The organism is Glycomyces dulcitolivorans (genome assembly GCF_003265355.1).
In the GTDB taxonomy this organism is placed as follows: Bacteria; Actinomycetota; Actinomycetes; order Mycobacteriales; family Micromonosporaceae; genus Glycomyces; species Glycomyces dulcitolivorans.
Window position 1 is genome coordinate 12,951 of sequence record NZ_QFRW01000326.1, and the last position, 21,574, is coordinate 34,524.

14 protein-coding genes and 1 tRNA gene are annotated in these 21,574 nt (G+C 64.6%); 8 read left to right on the forward strand and 7 right to left on the reverse strand.

All coding sequences use genetic code 11. The annotated features are described in order from the left end of the window. Positions 1-19 precede the first annotated feature (19 nt). The 6 genes from DI269_RS24875 (at position 20) to DI269_RS24900 (ending at position 6,474) form a co-directional block, all read left to right on the forward strand. Complete coding sequence (locus DI269_RS24875) at positions 20-391, forward strand: YccF domain-containing protein (RefSeq protein WP_112141032.1); 372 nt, start codon at positions 20-22, stop codon at positions 389-391. Positions 392-491: 100 nt separating this feature from the next. After that, the gene (gene cmk, locus DI269_RS24880; protein WP_112141101.1) at positions 492-1,169 is read left to right on the forward strand and encodes a (d)CMP kinase; all 678 of its coding nucleotides are present in this window, start codon (positions 492-494) and stop codon (positions 1,167-1,169) included. Continuing rightward, on the forward strand, positions 1,162-2,571 hold the full coding sequence (gene der / locus DI269_RS24885; RefSeq protein ID WP_112141034.1) for a ribosome biogenesis GTPase Der: 1,410 nt from the start codon (positions 1,162-1,164) through the stop codon (positions 2,569-2,571). The genes cmk and der overlap by 8 nt, the downstream gene beginning before the upstream one ends. 82 nt (positions 2,572-2,653) lie before the next feature. Next, positions 2,654-2,727 (forward strand) — tRNA-Pro (locus tag DI269_RS24890). Positions 2,728-3,119: 392 nt separating this feature from the next. Next, positions 3,120-4,535, forward strand: a complete 1,416-nt coding sequence (locus DI269_RS24895) for a site-specific integrase (protein WP_157975187.1) — start codon at positions 3,120-3,122, stop codon at positions 4,533-4,535. Between the two features lie 520 nt (positions 4,536-5,055). Next, positions 5,056-6,474 (forward strand): site-specific integrase, encoded by a 1,419-nt coding sequence (locus DI269_RS24900; protein WP_157975188.1) that lies wholly within the window; start codon positions 5,056-5,058, stop codon positions 6,472-6,474. Between the two features lie 203 nt (positions 6,475-6,677). Here the strand turns inward: DI269_RS24900 and DI269_RS24905 are convergent, their stop codons facing one another. From DI269_RS24905 to DI269_RS24920, 4 genes are all read right to left on the reverse strand, one after another. Continuing rightward, positions 6,678-9,626 (reverse strand): NACHT domain-containing protein, encoded by a 2,949-nt coding sequence (locus DI269_RS24905; RefSeq protein WP_157975189.1) that lies wholly within the window; start codon positions 9,624-9,626, stop codon positions 6,678-6,680. Between the two features lie 453 nt (positions 9,627-10,079). Then, positions 10,080-10,625, reverse strand: a complete 546-nt coding sequence (locus DI269_RS24910) for a hypothetical protein (protein ID WP_157975190.1) — start codon at positions 10,623-10,625, stop codon at positions 10,080-10,082. Further along, a complete protein-coding gene (locus tag DI269_RS24915) occupies positions 10,618-11,724 on the reverse strand; it encodes a helix-turn-helix domain-containing protein (RefSeq protein ID WP_157975191.1) in 1,107 nt (368 codons plus the stop codon). Before DI269_RS24915 ends, DI269_RS24910 begins: the two co-directional genes overlap by 8 nt. A gap of 179 nt (positions 11,725-11,903) precedes the next feature. Further along, positions 11,904-12,269: a hypothetical protein gene (locus DI269_RS24920; RefSeq protein WP_112141047.1), complete on the reverse strand. Its 366-nt coding sequence runs from the start codon at positions 12,267-12,269 to the stop codon at positions 11,904-11,906. Positions 12,270-12,895: 626 nt separating this feature from the next. Here DI269_RS24920 and DI269_RS27320 point away from each other — a divergent pair. Beyond that, on the forward strand, positions 12,896-16,579 hold the full coding sequence (locus DI269_RS27320; RefSeq protein WP_157975192.1) for a P-loop NTPase family protein: 3,684 nt from the start codon (positions 12,896-12,898) through the stop codon (positions 16,577-16,579). A gap of 176 nt (positions 16,580-16,755) precedes the next feature. Here DI269_RS27320 and DI269_RS27325 read toward each other — a convergent pair whose 3' ends face one another. Beyond that, positions 16,756-17,226, reverse strand: coding sequence for a hypothetical protein (locus tag DI269_RS27325; RefSeq protein ID WP_157975193.1), 471 nt, complete (start codon positions 17,224-17,226; stop codon positions 16,756-16,758). Between the two features lie 130 nt (positions 17,227-17,356). Here DI269_RS27325 and DI269_RS24940 point away from each other — a divergent pair, with 130 nt between their 5' ends. Continuing rightward, entirely contained in the window at positions 17,357-18,256 is a 900-nt protein-coding gene (locus DI269_RS24940) for an alpha/beta fold hydrolase (RefSeq protein WP_157975194.1), read from the forward strand. Between the two features lie 1,270 nt (positions 18,257-19,526). Here DI269_RS24940 and DI269_RS24945 read toward each other — a convergent pair. After that, entirely contained in the window at positions 19,527-21,194 is a 1,668-nt protein-coding gene (locus tag DI269_RS24945) for a recombinase family protein (protein ID WP_112141058.1), read from the reverse strand. Between the two features lie 2 nt (positions 21,195-21,196). After that, on the reverse strand, positions 21,197-21,400 hold the full coding sequence (locus tag DI269_RS24950; protein ID WP_112141060.1) for a hypothetical protein: 204 nt from the start codon (positions 21,398-21,400) through the stop codon (positions 21,197-21,199). Positions 21,401-21,574 lie beyond the last annotated feature (174 nt).

Here is a 21,574-nt window from a genome sequence, read left to right on the forward strand (position 1 = left end):
GCCCGGTTAGGGTTTCGTCATGAAGACGATTCTGAACATCATCTGGTTCGTGCTCGCCGGGCTGTGGCTGGCGATCGGCTATTTCGTTGCGGGCCTGGTGTTCTGCATCTTCATCGTGACGATCCCCTTCGGCATCGCGAACATGCGCCTGGCCGGCTACGTCCTGTGGCCGTTCGGGCGGACCGTGGTCTACGACCCGCAGGCCGGGTGCCTGACGCTGCTGGCGAACATCCTGTGGCTGATCCTGTTCGGCTGGGAGCTCGCCCTCACCCACCTGGTGACCGGCTTCCTCCAGGCCATCACCGTCATCGGCATCCCGCTGGCGGTGGCGAACTGGAAGATGATCCCGCTCGCCCTGTGGCCGCTCGGCGCCCGCGTCGTCGATCGATAGACATTGGACCGCTCCCGCGGGGGTGCAGTTCGCCACCTCAGCTCGCGTGACCCGGCATGATGTAGGTTTGCGGGGTTTGCACATGAAGAACGGAGCCGACATGCCTGAGCAGAAGAGCGGACCGGTCGTCGCCATCGACGGTCCGTCCGGGGCCGGGAAGTCGACGGTGTCCAAGACCCTCGCGACCGCGATCGAAGCCGCGTACCTCGACACCGGCGCCATGTACCGCGCGGCGACCCTGGCCGTCCTCAAGGCCGGTATCGACCCCGCGCAGACCGCGCAGGTCACCAAGACGGTCAAGAACGCCAAGCTCGAATTCGGGACCGACCCCGCCGACCCCTTCACGCGCGTCGACGGCGAGGACGCCGACCAGGCGATCCGCGGCGACGACGTCACCAAGGCCGTCTCGGCCGTGGCCGGCAACAAGACGGTCCGCAAGTTCCTCATCGACGAGCAGCGGCGCATCATCGCCGAGGCGAAGAAGGGCATCGTGGTCGAAGGCCGCGACATCGTCGAAGTAGTGGCCCCCGACGCCGACGTCAAGGTCTACCTCACCGCGGACCCCGTCGAGCGTGCCAAGCGCCGCGCCGCCGAAATCGGCGCCGACGCCCAGGCGACCAAGCAGGACCTCGAACGGCGCGACACCGCCGACTCGAAGACCACCAAGCCCCTGGAGGCCCCTGCGGGGGCCGTGGTGATCGACTCCACGGCGCTGCCGATCGTGGAGGTAGTGGCCAAGATTCTGGCCTTGCTGAACAACAGGGACATCGATGACTGACGAACCGACCTGGGCCGACGACGACTTCGAGTTCACCGAGGTCGACCTCGACGAACTCGACGATTCGGAGGACCGCGGCCCGGTCCCGACGGTGGCCGTGGTCGGCCGCCCCAACGTGGGCAAGTCGACCCTGGTCAACCGCATCCTGGGCCGCCGCGCCGCGGTGGTCCAGGACGAGCCGGGCGTGACCCGCGACCGCATCGCCTACGACGCGGAGTGGGCCGGCAAGCAGTTCAGCCTGGTCGACACCGGCGGCTGGGAGCCCGACGCCGACGGGATGGCCAAGGCCATCGCGTTCCAGGCCGAGCTCGCGATGCGCACCGCCGACGTCATCGTCTTCGTCGTGGACTCCCGCGTGGGCCCCACCGACGCCGACGAGGCCGCCGTGCGCATCCTCCGCTCCACGCACAAGCCCGTCATCCTCGTCGCCAACAAGGCCGACTCCGAGCGCCAGGAGGCCGAGGTCCACGACCTCTGGAGCCTCGGCCTCGGCGAGCCCTTCGCGATCTCGGCCCTCCACGGCCGCAACTCCGGCGACCTGCTCGACAAGATCATCTGGGCCTTCCCCGAGGAGCCCACCGGCAAGCTCAAGGAACGCGGCCCCCGCCGCATCGCCCTGGTCGGCAAGCCCAACGTCGGCAAGTCCAGCCTCTTGAACCGCATCGCCGGCGAAGACCGCGCCGTCGTCGACAACGTCGCCGGCACCACGGTCGACCCGGTCGACTCCGTCGTCGAGATCGACGGCGAGGACTGGATCCTCGTCGACACCGCGGGCCTGCGCAAGCGCGTCAAGTTCGCCTCCGGCACGGAGTACTACGCGGCCCTGCGCACCGAAGCGGCCGTTGAGGCAGCGGAAGTAGCCCTCGTCCTCCTGGACGCGTCTGAACCGATCAGCGAACAAGACCAGCGGGTCCTCACCCAAGTAGTCGAAAGCGGTCGCGCGCTCGTCCTAGCCTTCAACAAGTGGGACCTGGTGGACGAAGACCGCAGGTACTACCTGGAAAAAGAAATCGACCGGGAACTGGGCCAGGTCAGCTGGGCCCCGAGGGTGAACGTCTCGGCCCTCACCGGCCGAGCGGTCGAAAAAATCGCGAAGTCGCTCCGCGTGGCCCTCGCGGGCTGGAGCCAGCGCATCACCACCGGCGAACTCAACCAGTGGATCAGCACGCTCCAGGCGGCCACCCCGCACCCGACCCGCTCGGGCAAGGCCCCGAAGGTCATCTACGCGACCCAGGCCGCCGCCGAGCCCCCGCGCTTCATCCTCTTCACCAACGCCCCGTTCGAGAAGCAGTACCTGAAGTTCATCCAGCGCAAGCTCCGTGAGGACTTCGGCTTCCCCGGTACCCCCATCGAACTGGTCGTCAAACCACGCGAATCCCGCAAACGAGACAAACGCAAATAGCCCGCCTCACACGGGGGACCTCGCCTCAGAGGTCCCCGGGGCCATAAGCTAAAGTTGTCACCGCCGCGGCAACGCGGCAGAACGGGCTGTGGCGCAGCTTGGTAGCGCACTTGACTGGGGGTCAAGGGGTCGCAGGTTCAAGTCCTGTCAGCCCGACGTTTTAGCAGGTCAGAGACATAGTCTCTGGCCTGTTTTCGTTGTTGTGTACGAATTTTCCAGTTTTCCTGGTGCGGTCAAGCACTCCAGGTTCAAGCTGTCCCCTCGGCGTTGAAGGGCTGAATCCCCAGGTCACGCCACGAGCCCTTGCCCATCCAATGCATCGGACCTAGTGCGCCTCGACCGGCCCAAGCGCTCGAATGGCTTGCGCACCAATGGGTTACGGTGCAGATCAACGTGATGCAGCAGGAGCGCTCAGGCGACCCCCAGGGCGTGTCCATGAGTTGGTCCATGGGCGAGAACAGGAAGAAATGACGGAAATACCAGGAGCTTTCACTCGTCCACGCGGAAGCGTCCGTTTCCGCGGGCGCACCTACCAGGTACGCGTACACGTGGGCGTCGATTCCGAAACCGGAAAGCAGCGGTACCTCACCGAGACCTGCCGGAGCCCGGAGGAGGCCGAGGCGGCACGGGAGCGGTTGGTCGCCCAAGCCGACTGCGGCAAAGGCTTCGCTGGCAAGCTCCAGTTCGGTGACGCGATCAGGCTATGGCTCGCCTCCCGCGACGAATACGTCGCGGCGGGGGAGCTCGCCGTATCGAGCCAGCGCACCTCGCGGCAGCTCGCCGAGACTCACGTCATCCCCGTGCTTGGGACCATCGCTCTCGGCGATCTCGAGCGCGAGCTCGTCCCAGCTGCCGAGGCGTTGTACCGCGAAGTCGGCAGGTGCCGTCTGCGCTGCCGGGGCCGTATGGACTTCGAACACTATGAACGGGGCAGAGGCAACAACCGACTCGTGCGTGATCTGCAAGGCCACCGGTGCGGCAAGCGTTGCGGACCCCACGAATGTCCTCGTGCGTCAGCGTCGATGCTGCGCAAAGTCCACGGCGTGGTGACCGGCACCTGCGGCATGCTGCACCGGTGGGGTTGGATGCCGGGGAATGTTTCCAAACGCATTGTGGCCCCAGCGAAACCGCCGCTGAGCCCGAAAGCGCCGACGACCTTGCAAGTAGCGGCACTGGTTGATACTGCGTTTGCCCAGGACGCGGATTGGGGCACGATCGTGCGGCTGCTGCTGGTTACCGGGGCCCGCCGCTCAGAGATCGTCCGTTCCCAACTTAAGCACGTTGACTTTGAACGCAGCCTGTTCTTCATTGACCCCACCAAGGTCAAGGGCACTTCCCGGTGGCTCGCGCTTGATCCCGCGACCATGGCCCTGCTTGAGGGATTGCGCGACCGCATCACCGACCGGCTCGCTGCCCTCGGCCGGACGGTTACGGGGGAGGAGTACCTGTACTCCTTTGCGCCCGACCACGCCCGGCACGGCTCAGCGGGCTATGTCAGTCAGCGATTGAAATCGATGGGGCAGTCGATCGGTATCGAGACCCACACGCACGCGCTGCGCCATTACGCGGCGACCGAGCTCATCGTCGCTGGGGTCGACATCGTCAACGTCGCCCACCGTCTCGGGCACCGATCTCCCAAGTCGACTACTGACATCTACGCCGCCTGGCGGCCTGATGTCGACCGCCGCGCCGCCTCCCTGCTTGCCGGGGGCCTGCGAGCCCCGGTCGACCCGCTGCCGGATCGGCCCCCACGTGATCGCTCAGCCGAACAGCCCCATCGGACCGGCCCCGAACTTGAGCAGCGCATCTGCGACATCCGCCAGCGCACCGGCTGGGGACCCCGGCTCATCAGGAAACACCTTGCTACTGAACAGATCGGGATCGCTGAATCGACCGTGTGGGAAGTGCTGCGACGTCACGGTCTCAATACCAGTGCTCACGGGCGCCACAACAGAGCGCATTGACGCGTTTCAGCTCGCAGACGCACAGTGAGCGAGCCCTGACCCAGTCATTTACCAGGTTGGATTCGAGGAGCGGCAACCGGATGACTCGCGCCGATCGAGGCCTCCGATCCGAACGCGGCGCACTGCCATCGCGCGACAGCCGAACGCCGCGAGTTCGCGTGCGCAGCGCTTGTCACTCGGAGAACGGACTCGGGGACCATTGGAGGCTGCTTCCGGAGGCCGAGGACAGGGGAGCCGAGCCCGCAGGATCGGCCGGCGACCAGGCGCCTACACGGTGTTCGTTCTGCGGCGCATGCGGGGCTGGGAGCCGCCACTGCTGCGTCGGCGCCGACGCAGCCAGCTCGGGGTGTGGCTGCAGCGGCCGCTCAGACTCTGGCGAGGATCCTGCGCTGGCGACGTCGAATTCAGCTGAACGCCCGTCAACGGACGCATCGGCGGCGAGGATGGAGGTATGGCACCGTCTCCTGCACGGGCCCCGCGGCCGCGAGGCAGCCTCCGCGCTCGCGGAGGTGCATTTCAAGTGCATCTTCATAGCGGATTCGGTGCAGCTGCCACGCGCCGACGCTCCTTCACAGAACCATGGCGTGACCCCTTCGAGCGTAAAGTCGCGCTCCGAGAACCTGTCACTGTCAACGGTAGCGGCCGGGCGGCGGCGCGCGGGTCCTTCGGCGACGCGGTCGGACAGTGGCTTGCCAATCGCGACGAGCGGGTCAAGGCCGGAGACCTGGCGGCGATGACCCAGACACATGCCCGAGCGCTCGCCGAGCAGCACGTCATTCCGGTCCTGGGCCCGATCCGGCTGTCTGCTCTGGACCGCGAGCTCGTGTTCGCCGCCGAGCGTCTATACCGCGAACTGGGCGTCTGCCGTGTCCGCTGCGCGGGGCGGATGGGCATCGAGCACCATGCCTCTGGCTCAGGCAACGCACGCCTTGTGCCTGCAACTGCTGGGCATGAGTGCGGCCGACGATGCCGACCGCATGTGTGCATGGGAGCATCGCCGTCGATGCTGCGGAAGGTTCACGGAGTGGTGACCGGGACGTGCGCCATGCTCTACCGCTGGGGATGGATCACCTCCGATCCCTCAGCACGGATCACCGCGCCCAAGTGGCGGCACACACCCCCTGGTGCGCCGACCCGAACCCAGGCCACCGCCCTGATCAAGGCCGCATTCGCGCAGGATGCGGACTGGGGCACTGCTGTGTGGCTGTTGCTGGTCACCGGCGCCCGCCGCTCAGAGATCGTCCGCTCCCAGCTCAAGCATGTGGACTTCGCACGGTGTCGGCTGTTCATCGGCTCGACGAAGGTCGAGGGGACTGCCCGGTGGGTGGAGCTCGACGAGGCCACCATGGGATTGCTCTCGGCGCTTCGCGGTCGCATCGCAGCGCGCCTCGCCGCTGCCGGTGCGCCGGTCACGGGGGAGGAGTACCTCTACTCCTACCTGACCGACCACAGCAGGCCCGGCTCGGCAGGGTACTTCACCCACCGGTTCAAAGCGATGGGCACCGGGGTCGGAATTGACACGCACCCCCACGCCTTTCGCCACTACGCCGCGACCGAGCTGATCACCGGCGGCATCGACCTCGTCGCCGTGGCGCACCGGCTCGGGCACAAGACGCCCTCCACCACGGCCGACATGTACGCCGCCTGGCGCCCCGAAGCCGACCACCGCGCGGCGGCACTCCTCGCCGCCACATTGGCACCACGGGCAGATCGGCAGCCGGCCCGCCCGACCCGCGACCGCTCCGCCGAGCAGCCCCGCCGCACTGAGCCTGGCCTCGAGCAACACATCTGCGACATCCGCCAGTGCACCGGATGGGGACCCCGGCGCATCAAGAAACGCCTCGCTGCCGAAAACGTGGCCATCGCCGAATCCACCATCTGGCTCATCCTCAAACGCCACGGCCTCAACACGCTCACGGGCGTGCGCCCGCCAGGTTGAGTACGACCTACTCGATCCCTCGGCTCCTCAGCCGCAGTGGCGGCGCATCAAGCCACGCGAATAGTCCCCTATCAAGTTGGCTTGGGAAGGGCGAAGCCCGCTCTCGGCACCGAGGAGGGTGGGCGGTCGAAAAGGCTGGTGCGCCCGGTGCCGTCTCCGCATCGCAGCGAATCCCGGTGCTGTACTCGCCATCGTCAGGACGATCACCGGTCGTCGCGAACAAACACGATGGCTTCGTTCATTGTCAGGTCCCCGCTGGTCCGCATCTCGATGATTGCAAGCCCGGCAATGCACCGGCAGCAGCTTGTCACAGCAGCAGCACTCGCAGCTCCTGCGTGTAGCCTCGTGACCAGGCCAACCAGTGCGAGCCTGGCGATGCGAAGGGAACCGCGATCGAGTGCGGTCTTGCGCTCGAGCGAGGGCGCGACCGTTGTGCGGAGGTCCCCGATCATCGCGATGAGCATTCGGGCGGTCCGTTGATCTCCCCACTTCTTGACCTCTACGCGGAGCAGGCCGACAAGTCGATCGAGTTCGCTGAGCACATCCTCAGGATAGAGCGGCAGTCCGGCTGCCTCCTTGGTGATGTACGGCGCCGAGGAGACCGGCATCGAGCCCGGCACCGGCCCGCGGCCGCCCTCCAGTGCAAGACCGGGTGCCAACAGTAGGGCTGCAGCTGGCGTCACGAGCGGCGCTGCCGGGTGCCGGACGTTGATGCGGCGGTGCACCTCTTGGAATGTCTTGTCGTATGCGCTGAGCATGGCGGCCTGCAGCGCATTGACCTGTCGTTTGATCTCGTTGACGTGCGCAGGCGTGAGCCCGAAGCGAGCCTGGCTGGGGAGATCATCGCGCAGCTCCTCGACAGACCCGAGCGCCGTGAACAAACTGGTGCGCTCTTGTACCTGCTGGGCCAGTGCCCGTGCTCCGTTCAGCAGGCGATCGAGGCGGGCCGACTGCTCCTGCGCCGCCTGTGTCTGGCCTCCTGCATACTCCCCGTGCTCGATGGCATGGCTCTTGACCGTTTCCTGGGCCGATGTGATCGATTCGAGCAATTCGTGCATGGACTCAGTGACCATTCGGGCGGCATTGCGTTGGGCAGGGCTGACCGATCCTTGGAGGTGGCCGATGAGCCCGGCCGTGTCCGACCAGTCCGCGCCCAAGAGCCTGCCCAGCGCTGGCTCGGTCGCGGCGAATCCCTCGTTGCCGCTGCCGAGATACAGCGGCCTGATCCCGGATTGGCTCTGCACCCATAGACCCACAGGATCTTTTCTGCTCCAACGCGAGCGGAGGATCGCACGCCCTTCCTTTTCGGTGGGCAGGCGGTAGGTGAACCCGCGATGGTCGAAGGTGTTGAGCCAGTTTCGGAACTCGCCGACTTCGTCGGGCCACAGCCCTCGCAGACTGGCGTCGCGAGCCTGACGATGGGCAGAGGGGTGGCGCTGCTGGCGCCACTCGACTCGCTCGCGCAATCGCCACAGCGGCATTCCGACAGGCGACTTGCACGCGAGCACCTCGCCGTGCAGCGGCGCGATCTGCTGAAGGTTACGCCGGATCACTTCGGTGCAGGCGACGTGGTATTCGTCGCTGCTGGGTGGATGGTCACGCTCGAGGAAGTCCTCGATACGCCCTTTCAGGAACTTGTCGATAGCGAAGCCCCGCGCAGCGGCCTCGTTGGCGCAGTCGATCGCAAGTTCCCAGGCGTCGCCCCCGCCTTGGTGCTGGCACGCGGCGATGACCGGTTCGGGGTCGGTCTGCGCTGCCCACAAGATCGTGGTGTTTCGCCACCAGCCGCTGCTGATGTTTGCAATGAGGAGGTCGGATAGGTCTGCTTCGACGATATGCGAGGCGGCGAGGTATTCCTGGAAGGACAGGTGCGCGAATGCGCTGTTGGCGCCGTCGACGGCTACGAGGAGGCCGTGCTGGTGCGCATCGGTGGCGACCTCGTGCGGGTCGGCCTGGACGCCGAGATGCTGCAGCACTTCGCCGATCCGCTCCCGGGCGGGGAAGTAGCGATCCTGCCCGACCATCAGTTCGAACGCGAGCTGGCGCATGATCGCGAGCTTGCGCAGGAATTCGGGATCGGCTGATGCCTCGCCGGCACCGCCGAGGGTCCGCCTGGAATGAAGGAGGATCTCGACGAACTCCTCATAGAGCTGCGCCCTGCTTCCGGACATGCCCCGGGGAAGATAGAGGTCGCGGTACACGATGATGTGCAGCAGCAGCGGAGTCATCGCGAGATCGAACATGTGGGGGTTGTTGTCCAACTGTCCCAGCAGATCGACGGGGTCTGCGGCCGGGTTCGCGATGTCGTAGCCGCTCTTGCCCCGGGCTGCGCTGAAGCATTTGTTGATGAACAGGCGTATCTGGCTGCGTGACAGTGAACAGATGTCCAGGATCACTGGAGCCTGGGCGAGCATTCCCGGATTGAACCCTTGGGGCCGGCCCGCGACGATGAGGCTGCCGCGGAAATTGCCGGCTCTGATGCGGTCGACCCAGGTGGTGACCTTCGCACGGTGGGCCTCCTCGACTTCGTCGAGGCCGTCGAGCATGACCACGACGCGGCGGCTCCGCAGCCAATTGCGCATGTGGTCGACAGTGATCGGGCTTGTGCGTAGCCAGGGTTCACCCATGGCGACCTCTGCCAGGCCGATGGAATCATCGCTGGCGATCGCTTCCGCGTGCCGGGGCAGCACGACCAAGACCGGCAGCGGCCGGAACACCCGCCCCGGCTCGGTCAGTTTGATGGCCGTGGCGCGCAAGAGCGTGGTCTTGCCGTCACCTGGGCGTCCGCGGATCGAATAGGCGGAGCTGTCATCGTGTCGGAGCAGTTCGTCGAGTTTCAGGCGGTGGCTGCTGCTGGAAGGTGTCGGGCCGAATGCCGGCTGGTCGCGGCTGCCGGGCTGCTTGGTTCGAAGCTGCACATCGACGTAGATGTCGGCGACGCTCAGTGTCGGGCCAGCAGGATGGCGCGCTCCTGCCAGCTGGAGTCGATTCAGCTGACTGTTCTTATGGATGATGCCGCGGTATCGGGACCGGTAGGCGAATTCGAGGAAGCGCCCGAAGTCGAAGAGGCAGAGCACGACTACAGCAGCGAATGCAGTTGCCGACCAGAGCCAGATGTTCCATCCGACCGTGAGGGAGGCAATGGCGCTCACGCCACCAGCGATACCACCGACGGCGCCAAGGTAGGTCACCGCCGTCAGGTGAAGGGAGACCGTCGACGGGGACGGGGACGGGGACGGGGATTCAGGAGGCATGGTGCTCGCTTTCGCGAAGGGAGTGACGTCTCCGGCATCAATGGGTGGCATGCCCGGCAGGTGTCACGCGGAAGCAGCTGACGATGCTATCGCAGGATCACTGAGCGGACCGATTTGAGTCGCCTACATGACAATGCCGAAGGTGACGCGAGTCTGCGTTGGCGCATGTCCGCCGCGCGCGGGTGCTGCGTGGGGGAGAGGTGGGTCAAGCTCCGGTGCCGGCAACGCAGGGCAAAGGCGTGCTCGACGGCCTGCCGGTGGCGGCGCAACGGCGTTGCGGAGCGGCACCCGCGAACCGCGCCGCGACGCAGCAGTTCGCGGACGCCCCGCGCGTCACCTGCGGGTGAGTGCTCAGGGAAGCAGTTCCTGTTCGTATGCCCAGGCCAGCAGGCTCGTGCCGTCTTTGATCGGGAGGTACATGTCGGTCGCGAGCAGGTCGTCGACGACCTGGGCCGCGCGATCGCGGTCTCGGTCGAACAGCGTCTTGTACGCTTCAATCACAATCCACAAGGTATCCACATTGGGTACCCCGAGCGCATCAGCCTGGACGATCGCGTCGCGCTCATCCAACACTGCAGTGAAACCGCGGTGGTGTGCACAGGCGATGACCGCGCACTCGCCGAGGTGTTCGAACTGCCCGCCGCTGAGTTCGGATTTGACCTGGAGCATGGTCCACTGCTCCTCGTCAGTGAGCACGGCCAGCTCGGCCCAGTCCACGTTGGCGACCGCGTGAATATCGGGGTAGCCTGCACGCCCCTGTTCGATTTCGTCGCTGACTGCAGTCGGTACGACGACGACACCGCCGGGCGCGAGCTGCTCAAGGATATTGGCATGGCCGGCCCGGCAGAGATGGGTGTAGGCGCTGGTGTCGACGACCCAGCGCTGATGCTCAGCCATCATGTCCAGCGAAGGAGCGGCGGAGGTCCTCGATCGAGGCGCCGGCGCGGGTGGGGAGCTCCGTTGCGGGAAGGGTCCCGCGCAGGAGCTCGAGTGAACGTGCGGCCGTGAGTTGACCATCGACGTACGCATTGAGGATTGCCGCGGTGAATGCTGGTGACAGGTACGGGGCGGCGCACTCTTCCCGCCAGTTGAGTTCGAGCCGGAGGTAGTCCCCTGGAGTCGGTTCATCCTCCCTGAACGACCCGTGTTGATCGAAGTTGATCAAGTCGAGGTTCCGCAGCTGGTTGACGGCGGCCGACCAGCTCAGCCGGAATTTCGCAGCGACGGCAAGTGCGCGATCGCGTGGCTCCCATGCCCGATACTCGTTCCAGACCTTGCTCACGCCAGCGCGGGGAGCGAGAAAGTGGATAGCAAAGGAATTGATCATGGTTTCGGCATCGTTCGTCGCCTCCGAATCGTAGGCATCGCCGAAGACCCAGTGCCCGAGCTCGTGCGCCAGGGTCATGCGCCGCCGACCCGCAGCGATATCGCCGTTCAGCACGGCGGCGCCTGCTGCATTAGTCTCATCTTCGACCTCGACGCAGCCGCCATCGGCGCCATTTGTGCCGAGATGGGCCGAAAACGTGTACATCCCGAGTTCTTCGCAGACTTGCCCGAGATCGTCGATCGGGCCGGTCTCCAGCGCTATCTGGGCGCGAACAGCGGTGGCAGCGTGCTCTGCCTCGATGTGGTCCCGGGGGGTCCGGTACTCGATCCGCTCGCGTGCAGGTAGAAGGCCGCGCCGCAGCAACGCTTGGACATCTGCGGCGAACTGCTCGAGTTCAAGATCGAGCCGTTGCGTGGTTGCATGGGTCGGTGCAGCGTCGGTTCGGCGGCTGACCACTGCGGGGACCGGATCGGCGACAAAGTAGGACAGCGGGCGCTCAAGAACTCCTGCGATTTGCACCAGTTCGGGCACGTTGAGTTTTCGCTCGCCCTGCTCAAGCCGAGAGATCGCTGAGCGGTCGAGTTCGACGGCACGGCCCAGATCGGCTTGGGTCAATCCCGCGTCCTCGCGAGCTTGTGCCACCCGTCGTCCCAGCAATGCCTTGTCCATGTGTGTGATTATCACACATCCACGCTCCAATCCGCCTCCTCAGCGGGTATCCAATCACTGTGAGACTGCAGTCAAGACACAACAGCAGCAAATCGACCGACTCAGTCCCTGAGGGGTCGAAACCGGATGGCTCGCCCGTTGTAGTGACGCTCAGGCGGTCGCAGCGCACTGCGACTGGCTCAGGCGGTGATGCGAGGAGCCGCAGGCTGTGCGCTGGTACGGCCCCACTTGGCGAACTCCGTCATCGAGACGAGCGCTTTCGGCTCACCGTGCGCCGCCTGGATCCAGCGATGCACCAGGTCAGTGATCGACTCGGGAGCGATCCAGGCCGCGCGGACCCGGGCGAAGGTCGCATCGATATCGAGATCGCTCATCTCGATCTGCGGTACAGGCAGCAGTGATGCGATCGCGTAGCCACGCCAGAAGTGGTCGTCCTCTTGGACTGCTGCCCCGTCCAGGCACCTGAGCGCGGCCGTCATCGCACCGGGCCAAACCTGTCCAAGCGCCGGGCGGAGTGGATCGTCGTACGTGAACAGGATGGCCATAGCGTCGAACAGAGTATGAAGGGCATGCAGGTTGGCGGAGAATTGCCGGACGTGGATGTCGGGAGGGAGGGAGTCGCCACTGAGGGCGAGTTCGACCAGAACGCCAGGCTGACAAATCCACTGCAGGGTGCCAAGCTTGGGGGATGACAGCCGACGCTGATGTTGCGGTCACTCTTGGGGCCGAATGGGCAGATTCCAGAGCCGGGAGCCGATCGGCACGTGGGTACTACTACCAGGATGTCGTCGGTGCCTGGCTCGCGTCACGGGTGCTGGACCGGCAACTCGTGCTCGGTCAGATCGTTCCTGAAGGTCTTGAGGACCTGTCCTGCGAGGGTGGTGATCATTGGCAAGTCCAAGCCAAGTCGCGGCAGGGTCATCGGGGAGACTTCACCTCCGGTTGGGTCGCAAAGACACTGCTGAAGGTTTGGTCGAAGCACCTCGACCGAAGAGAGCGGGGCATTGCAGGCCGGCCTATGCTTGTCCTCGAGCGCCCCGTACATGGCGCGAGCCCATCTGAGTGGGGTAGACCAATCCGGGAGAGCTTCGCGCCCGGCCATCCCCTGATCGGAGAGCTCCGCTCCCGCTGCGCGGCAGCGGAAATAAGTGTCACTGAGATCGATGCCATATTGGACGAAGCGTCGATTCTCATTCTGCCGTGGCATGTCGCTTTCGCCGAGGCCATCGAGAACGTAGTTCGCAAGACGGGTGTACTACCTGGAGTGGCAGTACCGATAGTATTGGCGCTCCGAAGCCGAGTCCAAGCATGCACTGCGGCAAATGCCGAAGCGCTGGAGCCGCAACAGCGCCAAGGACTCAGCCTTACAGACATCGAACACCTCGCGACCTCGACGTTGGAACTCACCGATCAGGCCGCCCTCACTGCGGCGCTGCGCGACCGCTTGTGCGAGACCATCGACTTCGACACGCCCATGCACGATGATGGGTTCTATGAAGGGGTCTCTGTCCAACCAGGCCATATCGCTGCAGGTCTGCCTGCCCCTCGCAAAGCTGCAACGAACCTGGTGCTTGAGGCGCTCGAGCGAAACCGGCCTGTCCTGATCACCGGTCCCTCAGGCGTGGGCAAATCCATGGTGCTCTGGGCCTCAGGATACGCAGCTCGGCACATCCTGTGGTATCGAGTGCGAAGTCTGCGCGAGCGAGACATCCCCGCATTGCTTGACCTGCTTTGCGCCTCAGGGCCAACCGAGATCGCCCCCGTCGGTTTCATCATCGACGGTGTCGGCATCGGCCCGATGCGGGAGTGGGACACCCTAGTCGAACGCGTAGCCAGCATCCCCGGGGCACGGCTGCTCGGCTCAGCCAGGTTCGAGGACCTCTTCCCGCTCAGATCCCTGCCCGAGTGCGATCGAATCGAGGTGACCCTCGATGAGGAGGTCGCCGCCCGCATCCATCAGGAGATCGTTGCAGCCGGGAAGACGACGGTGCCGCATTGGCGAGAAGCCTTCGAGCAGGCAGACGGCTTGACCCTGGAATTCACCCACTTCCTCACCCAAGGGCGCCGCCTCCCTGACGTCATCGGAGAACAGGTCAACAAGCGGATCGCCGAACACCGGGATCTTGAATTGCGACTCCTGGCGGTGACATCCCTTGCCCACCAGTGGAATACGGCCGTCCCGCTCCAAGCGGCACTGGGTTCTGCAGCGGCCACCGACTCCGAAAGCCGGATGGCCTTGGAACGGCTCCGCCAAGAACACCTCGTACACGTTGAAGCGGGCATGCTGATGGGTCGGCACCCCCTGCGGTCGAAAACGCTCGCGGAACAGATTCACCGCACGCCCCCACCCATGCTGAGCGACACCTTCAACTCGGTGACAAGCATGATCGAAGCCAGCGGCCTGACCGACTTCTTGGCAGGCGCGGTCGCTTCGGGAACGATACCCGATTCCGTGATCCTCACTGCGGCGCAATCGAGACTCCATGACCAGTTCGGAGCTGAAGGAATCGCTGTGTTGCAAGGTCTCCGAGCCGGTTCGCTGCAGCGGGAGATGCGAAGACGTTCGAACCAACTCCGAGTTCACGGTGTCGCACCTGCCCACCAGATCGCGGCGTTCATGCTCGCGGTTTCCGAAGACGATCTCCCGGGCATGATCGAGCCAGCCCTCCAGGTCGCCATCGACGAACTGAAGGCAATGCCCTCGGCGGAAAACGCGCTTCGTGATGACCTCTTCGCAATGATTGATTTCGATCAAGTGGTCGCGACGCTCGGCCGCAGCGACATCACATCCGCGTCTACTCTTCTGGCTTTGCTTGAAGAGCTCTCCGAACGTCAGCGGGAGTCGCTCATCACCGGAACAGCATCGAATTCACCAATGCTGGTCGAGCTCGCGACGTGTGGCTTCGAAGATCTCGCAGATCTTCTCGACACCGCACATCGAGTCGATCCCCGCCTCCATGCAGAAATGGTGAGGACATTGGGAGGGGAGGCTGCGATCACCGATCGCTTGATGGAGTATGACGAATGGATCTTCCAGGCCTCGATCAAAACCGAAGAAGACCAGTCGGTGGCGTTCGCCCGGCTCGCGATAATCTCCCCTGAACTCCAGATGGATATGGAGAAGCATGCCAAACGCATCGCCCGCATGTATCTCCAATGCTTTCCGTACAGCGACCACGCCGATGTCGACTTTGTCGCGGCAGACGGGCAGCCGGTGTCCGCTGACAGGCCTTACCTGAGCCTGCTGAAGCAGCGGTACGCGTGCGGGACAACCTCAAGTATCTGGCCGAGGAGCCGCCTTCGATATGCGGTGGCGGCGGCATCGGTCATGAGCCGAACTGAACGAACCGTCATCGCAAAAGATTTGATCACCAGATCCGCAAGGATACTCGATGCCATCCTCAAGGTCTGGTTGCATGTCGAACAAAGTCGAGCGAAGAAGGACGCGCTGAACAAAGACCTCGAAGCATTTCGAGAGGACATCGCACTGCTCACCATCCCATTCGATCAGACTGGCATCGAACAGGACGGCTCGACCGCCTCGTCATCGCCCAGTTTGCACGACCCATTGCATGAATTGTTGAACGGGATCGGGGTGCTACCCTCCCGGCTCGCGCGAACAGATCAATACGCATCGCTTGCCGGCTATCTCTACGGAACCCTCAGCACCCGATGCAGGGAAATCGCTCGTTCTGAGTCATGGGAAACGTTGGGAGACTCTGCCCCGCCGCCTCAATTGAAGGCGCTCGCGAAAATGCTTGGTGATCTCGGAAACATCGTATTCGCCCTGTCGCGCACCCCAAATGCTCTGACTGTGCTGCGCGCCGCAGCCGCAGGAGGCGCCAAAAAGCACTATCTCGCCCGCGTAGCCGGTGTCTCCAGCGTCCGGATCCGAGAGGAGTCGGAGCGCCAAATCCAGAGGATCGAAGCGAGCCTCCGCAGCGGCGGAATTCTCGGGCCATTGCGATATAGGAAATCGAGCGACACCTCCATTCCACATCACCTCGAGCTTTCGATTCCAATCGAGATCAACTCCTTGGGCACCGAACTCTCTTCCGCAATCGAGAGATGCGCTACCGTCCTACAAGATGCGGCCGGGCCAAAGTCGCTCATCACGAACGTCCTGGTCGTGCCAAGTCGAGCAGATCGACCGATTCGAAGGCTATCCCACAACATTGCAGGCGGGAGAATATATGCACCAGCAATCGACCTTTTCGATTCCTGGGAAGACCAGCTTCCTCGAGCACTACCTACTCCAATCACGGATCAGCTCGAACGTGCTATCAACGTTTTGAGAGAGCTATCGGCGATAGCTTTTATCTCGCACGAACGCCCGACTGAGACCCGCTACCAAGTCCATTCAGATCTACTGAGTGAGAAGTGGGTGGAAGCAATCGGATACCTCCGAGAGATTCGACAGAGAGGGCGATTCGCAAACACTATAATCGACTCACTTGAGAGTCTTTCGGGCGTGCTCGTTGCTGAGTTCGAAGATGAGGAGAATCCGACGGCACCTGGTTTTCTCGCAACCCAATTGCAGCCAAATGGAAACGGAGAACCTACTGAGATCTCGAATATGTGCAACTCGCTACGGGTAATGGCACTCGCGCTCGATCTCGACCTTCAGTTATTCACGGATCATCTTCCAAGGAGGCCTGGACGGCGACGCCGGGGTCCGGCCTGTTCCCGACGCACCTACTGGCCGACTGCCAACGCGCTGCTGCCTCATCACCCGCACACGCTCACCACCAATCACGACTGCGCCTGTTGGCAGAGGCAGGCCGGCCACGCGACCGTCGCCGAAGTGCCGCATGGCCGTCTTGCTCTCCACGCCGGTACGACCCGCCGACGGTGATGCCGAAATGGACGGCGATCGCGCCCGCAGACCAGCCGCTCTCAAGCAGCACTGCGGCTTCAACGCTCTCCAGCCTGGCGCCCTCCAGCACCGGCGTCACCTCGTGACCTGAGTTGCGGACGTCTGTCCTCCCCGACTCGTGGTCATATGTCCATCGCGGAGATGACTGCGAAGGGTCATGCTTCAGGATCGGAGTCGTTCTCGGGAAGCACGATCGGCTGGTCGGCGAGCTCGGCGATCGTTCGCGGATGCGCTGGGAGCGTCTGTCGGAGCCGCGTTTCGATCGCTGACGGTTTCCGGCCGAGCGCCACCGCGATGGCCGCCACGGGCACGCCGACGTCCCAGTACCGCAGGAGGTCATCCTGATCCTCCGGCCTCCAACGATGCCCAGCGTTCGGATAGCCCGTCTCAGCCGATTCCGCATTGTCGCGGGCGCGGTCAGCGGCCGCGAAAGGCCTGCGCGCGGTCAGCTTCGCGATGTCAACGTGGAGGCGTGCGGACTTAATGCCCGCGTCATGGAACGCGAGCCGGGTCGCATCGTCGGCGTCCTGCCGCGGCCAGTGCCTCGGGTCGAGGGACCGCCATCGGTCGGCTTCGTCCAGTGCGGCAATGGCTTTGGCAAGGTGTTCACCAGGGAGTTCAGTCATGGACGCAATTGTGACCGATGTGGTACATGGTGTCCACCTACGCCCATGGCTGCCACAGTCCGCGATCCGTTTCTGTCACCCCTCTGACGTACCGTCAATCGCATCCATCACTGGAGAAAGGCAAGACTCTATGCCTGCGACGACCCCATTCACCCATCCGTCACGTTATCCCACGTACTGGCGCGAGGTGCAGGAGCGCGTCCGCGCCGATATCCACCCTGGCACCGGCACCCACACCATCCTGTTCGCGCACGGTCTGGGCGGCTCGACCGAGTTCTGGGAGTCGGTGGACAGCTCCCGCGACCTGCGCGGCGCCACCTTGGTACGGCTGAACTTCCTCGACCACGGCCCGAGTGAGGACGAACGAGACCTCGATCGCCTGTGGGCCAAGGGCGATCCCGCGCGCTATCCGAACCCGATGGAGGCGTTCGCTGACCAGCTTGAGGAAGTCTTCCGGGAAGTCCAGGGCAACGGCACCGTCCACATCGTCAGCCACTCCATGGGCACCGTCCCAGCCCTCATCCTTCTCTCGCGCCTTCGTCGCGACGGTATCCCTTTCAACGGGCGCTTCATCTCCATTGAAGGGAACTTGACCGAGGCTGACTGCGGCCTGGCCTCGCGCAAGATCGCCGCCATGGCCCCCAGCTTCGCGGACTACGAAGGCGGCGACGACCATCCACTCTATACCTTCCATGAACGGCTCGGCACCTCTCGTCACCGCGCCGAGCGCTTGTGGGGCATGAACATGCGCTTCTGCTGGCCCCCGTTCTTGGTAAGGGCCGCCGAGGACCTGGTCCAGTGGTGCGACTCCGGCCGGGCTGCCGCCCTCTGGGAGGAAGTCGACAATCCTGTTTACTTCTACGGCGAACTGACCGGATTCCCCGAGCACAACCGCCGCCTGCTCGCCGCCGCTACCGTCGTCGAGGTCCCAGGTAGCGGCCATTTCCCAATGATCGACAGCCCGCACAGTCTGTGGCCCGAGGTCGCCCGAACCATCAATTCGACCAGGCGTCCGAGGAGCCCCGCGTAATGTCATACCGGAACGTGGCGGCGCTCCGCCGCCACCGACCGGTATCAGCAAGCGTTCTGGCGTTCGCCCGCCGCTGAGTTCTTCGCGCGCGAGCAGATGCAACGAGTCCGCATATGCGGCGCATCCCTGGTCAAATGGTTCAGGTTCGGCTACGTCGCCAGTCCCGCAACCGGTCAGGGCGCCTTCACCGGCAGAGCCGCGATTCCCTACTCGAGGTCGTTGCCGAACGATAGGGGTACCTTCGCGTTCCGCTTCGCCCCCGACTGTGCCCACACCGGCCATGACGCAGGCACCGGCCCTACTAACGTTCCGCTGCGGCTGTTTAGCGAGCGTGTGCATTTCGCGCTCCGCCGGGCCCTCCCGTGAACCATTGTCTCAACCTGCCGAAGACGGCCTTCGTCTGCTCTCCAGGAAGTCCCTCGCCTTGAGCATGAGAGGCGGTTGTGATCCGATTTCGTTCAAGACCGAGACCGTGTCGTGAACCGCCTGGCCTGGCGCATCGAGCGCGGCGCCCCGCCGCCGACAGGGCCGCGCGGCCGAGCACGAGCTCCTCGGCTGCTGCCTCGAACCCGGCGGCGGCGCTCGCGTCCCCACCGGCACCGGCGATGCACGGCGCGTGGTCGCTAAGGAGCTGTGCCTATTCGCCCCGCCCGGTGCCGCCCTGGCTGAGGCTGGCCGCATCCGCCGGTCAGACGGGACTGTCTGCGACATCTGGCGAGCAACACCGCCGCCTGCTTCGATCTCGTGAGATTGTCGCCGCTGACGAGTCTGGGGAGGCCCGGTCTAATGAGATGATGCGCGGTGAATTACCGGCCAGTAGCCCTAGAATTCTTGAGTGGGGATACAAGTGCGTTCGTGAGGTGAAACATCCGCTGGTGTTTGCCGGGCGAGGTATCCGGGTGACCATGGGATCGCCTCGGCAGCAGCGCTGACTCTAGTCCGCTGTGGTGACTTCTGGGGCGGGTGCGACTGCGAAGCGCGAAGGTTGTGTCAATGTCCGACCGGGCGGCTGACCGGCATCGCCCGATGTCGCGCCGGGGAGTAGCCATCGATCGATGGCTATGCCTGCCGGACGCAACTACACTAGAAAGTAGGCGGCGTCACAGCCTCATGAACTTCATGGACAACAAATCCATAATGGAGTTCGTGTCCATGATTCTGACCATGAACACGTTGAGACCAGTTGGCAAATTGCCTGCTCGGGCGGGGTGGGGTTGCGCGAACATTCGGCGCATTGTCGCTGGTAGAAGAGCTCGAACCGCGCTGGGGGTCAAGGGGTCGCAGGTTCAAGTCCTGTCAGCCCGACCAGAAATGGTCTACTCGAACCCCGGTCACCTTTCACAGGTGACCGGGGTTCTTGGTTTTCCGGGGCCGGTTCGCCCTCCACTCGGCGGCTCTCAATGAACTCCCTCAACGCGACGGTGTGCCCGGCGGATATTGCTCGTTGCACTCCGGGAGCCCCTGATTCTTCGGCGTCCAGGTACAGCCTGTCGAAGAAGAGACCGAGCAGGGATTTCCGCAAGTCGTTCGTGAGACTCCGATGCAGCTTCCTGGGGTCGGCGAGCAGTCCGAGGAGTTTGTGGATCCGCTGTTGTGCCGCGACCGTATCGGTCGTGTCGGAGTCGTCGAGTTGCTGGCGGAGCTTGTCGCGTTCGAGGTTCAGGTCCTTGAGCCGTTGCGTGAGTTTCTCGGTCGGCCAGCCCGGCTGCCCGAGAAGGTCCAAGCACTGGTCTTCGAGATTGTCGAGCTTCGTCAGCTCGGTTTTCAGCCGTTGCCGGATCGCTTTTCCAGTCGCCTGTCGGGCACGAATCGCCTCGCTCAGGAGCTCCTCGACGTCGGTCCGCTCCGCAGGGGAGACCGCGATGGTCGTGAGATGGTTTTCGACTGCGGTTTCGATCGTGGCGTGGGTGAACCTAGGAAGGTCGCAGGTACCCGTCTCTCGGCCCGCGCAGCGCCAGTAGAAGTGGACGCGGCCGGTGTGGCTCTTGGCGGATTCGAGGATGAGGCGCTGCCCGCAGCGGTGGCACCAGAGACTGCCTTTGAGGAAGTGGTCCCAGACCCGTTCACGGGTGCCGCGGCTGCGTGTGGCGAGGACGCCTTGAACGCGATCGAACAGGATCGGATCGATGAGCGGCTCGTGACGCCCGCGGTGCTCCTTCTCGCGCCAGACCACGTACCCGAGGTAGTAGCGATCGCGGAGGATCTTCTCGAGCTGGCTGACCGATACCGCTGTCCCGGCCGGGTGGGCCTTGGTGGGACGGTTTCGCAGTCCCGCGTCGGTCAACGCCTGGCGCAGCTGCCGGAGCCCGTACTGGCCGGTGGCGAAGAGCTCGAACCCGGTCTTGATGAACGGCGCCCGCTCGGTGTCGAGTTCGATGGTGGCGACGTTGCGGCCGTCGATCTTCTTGCGGACGTTGAGGTAGCCGAGTTTGGCGCGACCAGGGGTGCCGCCGCGGGCCGCCTTGGCGGCCATCTTGAAGGACACGTCCGCGCCGAGCTTGCGCGAGTGGTACTCGTTGACGCCGTCAAGGATGAGCGACACCAGGTCGCCCTCCGGGCCGGCCTCCGACGGCTCCTGCGTCGATAGAAGTTCGACGCCCTGCTTGCGGAACGCTTCGCGCGTGGCCATCGCCTCGTAGGCGTTGCGGAAAGCCCGCGAGCGTGCGTAAACGAGCACGACCTCGACGTCCTGCTGGTGGTAGACCCGTTCGAGCAGCTGCTGGAACTTCGGTCGGCGGTCGATCGCAGTACCCGAGCCGCCGGGTTCGGGGTACTCGGCGACGATTTCGAGACCGTGCTGCTCGGCGTAGCGCTGGCAGGCTTCACGCTGAGTTGCGATCGAGTCGCCGAACTCCTCGTCTTCGGTGCCGGTCTGTGCCTGGCGAGTGGTCGAGACGCGGTAGTACGCGACGGTACGGCGCCGTCGTTTGTCGGGCATGGTCAGCGGTCCTTCCTTCTTGGCCGAGTCCTACTGCCGACTCCGTCCCTGCGCGAGGCCCTTTGAATGGTCCAGGGCTCGGTGACGCCGTCGCGATCCTCAGGTTCGTGTTCGGCGGCCGCGGCCAGGAGGTCGGCGAGTGCCCGCAGATCGAGCTCGCGGCGGCGTTCGCCGATGACGACGACGCGGTGCTTGAGAGCCCTCATCGCGTATCCGAACGGGCTGCGACGGGTCGGCATCGGCGACGGTAGGCGCACTCCGGGCGGCCGTCGAGTGGCCGAAGCAGTGGGTCAGAGGCGGGCGTGCGGAGAGTGCGAAGCGGCTGAGGCTTCGCGGACTTGGGGTGAGGCAACGTGCGGTCTCACCGGCGACCGACACGG

Coding starts and splice junctions, on each gene's coding strand:
- DI269_RS24910 (WP_157975190.1), bottom strand. CDS start 10,625: ATGGCTGAGCATCAGCGCTGGGTCGTCGACACCAGCGCCTACACCCAT.
- DI269_RS24915 (WP_157975191.1), bottom strand. CDS start 11,724: ATGGACAAGGCATTGCTGGGACGACGGGTGGCACAAGCTCGCGAGGAC.
- DI269_RS24950 (WP_112141060.1), bottom strand. CDS start 21,400: ATGAGGGCTCTCAAGCACCGCGTCGTCGTCATCGGCGAACGCCGCCGC.
- DI269_RS24940 (WP_157975194.1), top strand. CDS start 17,357: ATGCCTGCGACGACCCCATTCACCCATCCGTCACGTTATCCCACGTAC.
- der (WP_112141034.1), top strand. CDS start 1,162: ATGACTGACGAACCGACCTGGGCCGACGACGACTTCGAGTTCACCGAG.
- DI269_RS24920 (WP_112141047.1), bottom strand. CDS start 12,269: ATGGCCATCCTGTTCACGTACGACGATCCACTCCGCCCGGCGCTTGGA.
- cmk (WP_112141101.1), top strand. CDS start 492: ATGCCTGAGCAGAAGAGCGGACCGGTCGTCGCCATCGACGGTCCGTCC.
- DI269_RS27325 (WP_157975193.1), bottom strand. CDS start 17,226: ATGACTGAACTCCCTGGTGAACACCTTGCCAAAGCCATTGCCGCACTG.
- DI269_RS24945 (WP_112141058.1), bottom strand. CDS start 21,194: ATGCCCGACAAACGACGGCGCCGTACCGTCGCGTACTACCGCGTCTCG.
- DI269_RS24875 (WP_112141032.1), top strand. CDS start 20: ATGAAGACGATTCTGAACATCATCTGGTTCGTGCTCGCCGGGCTGTGG.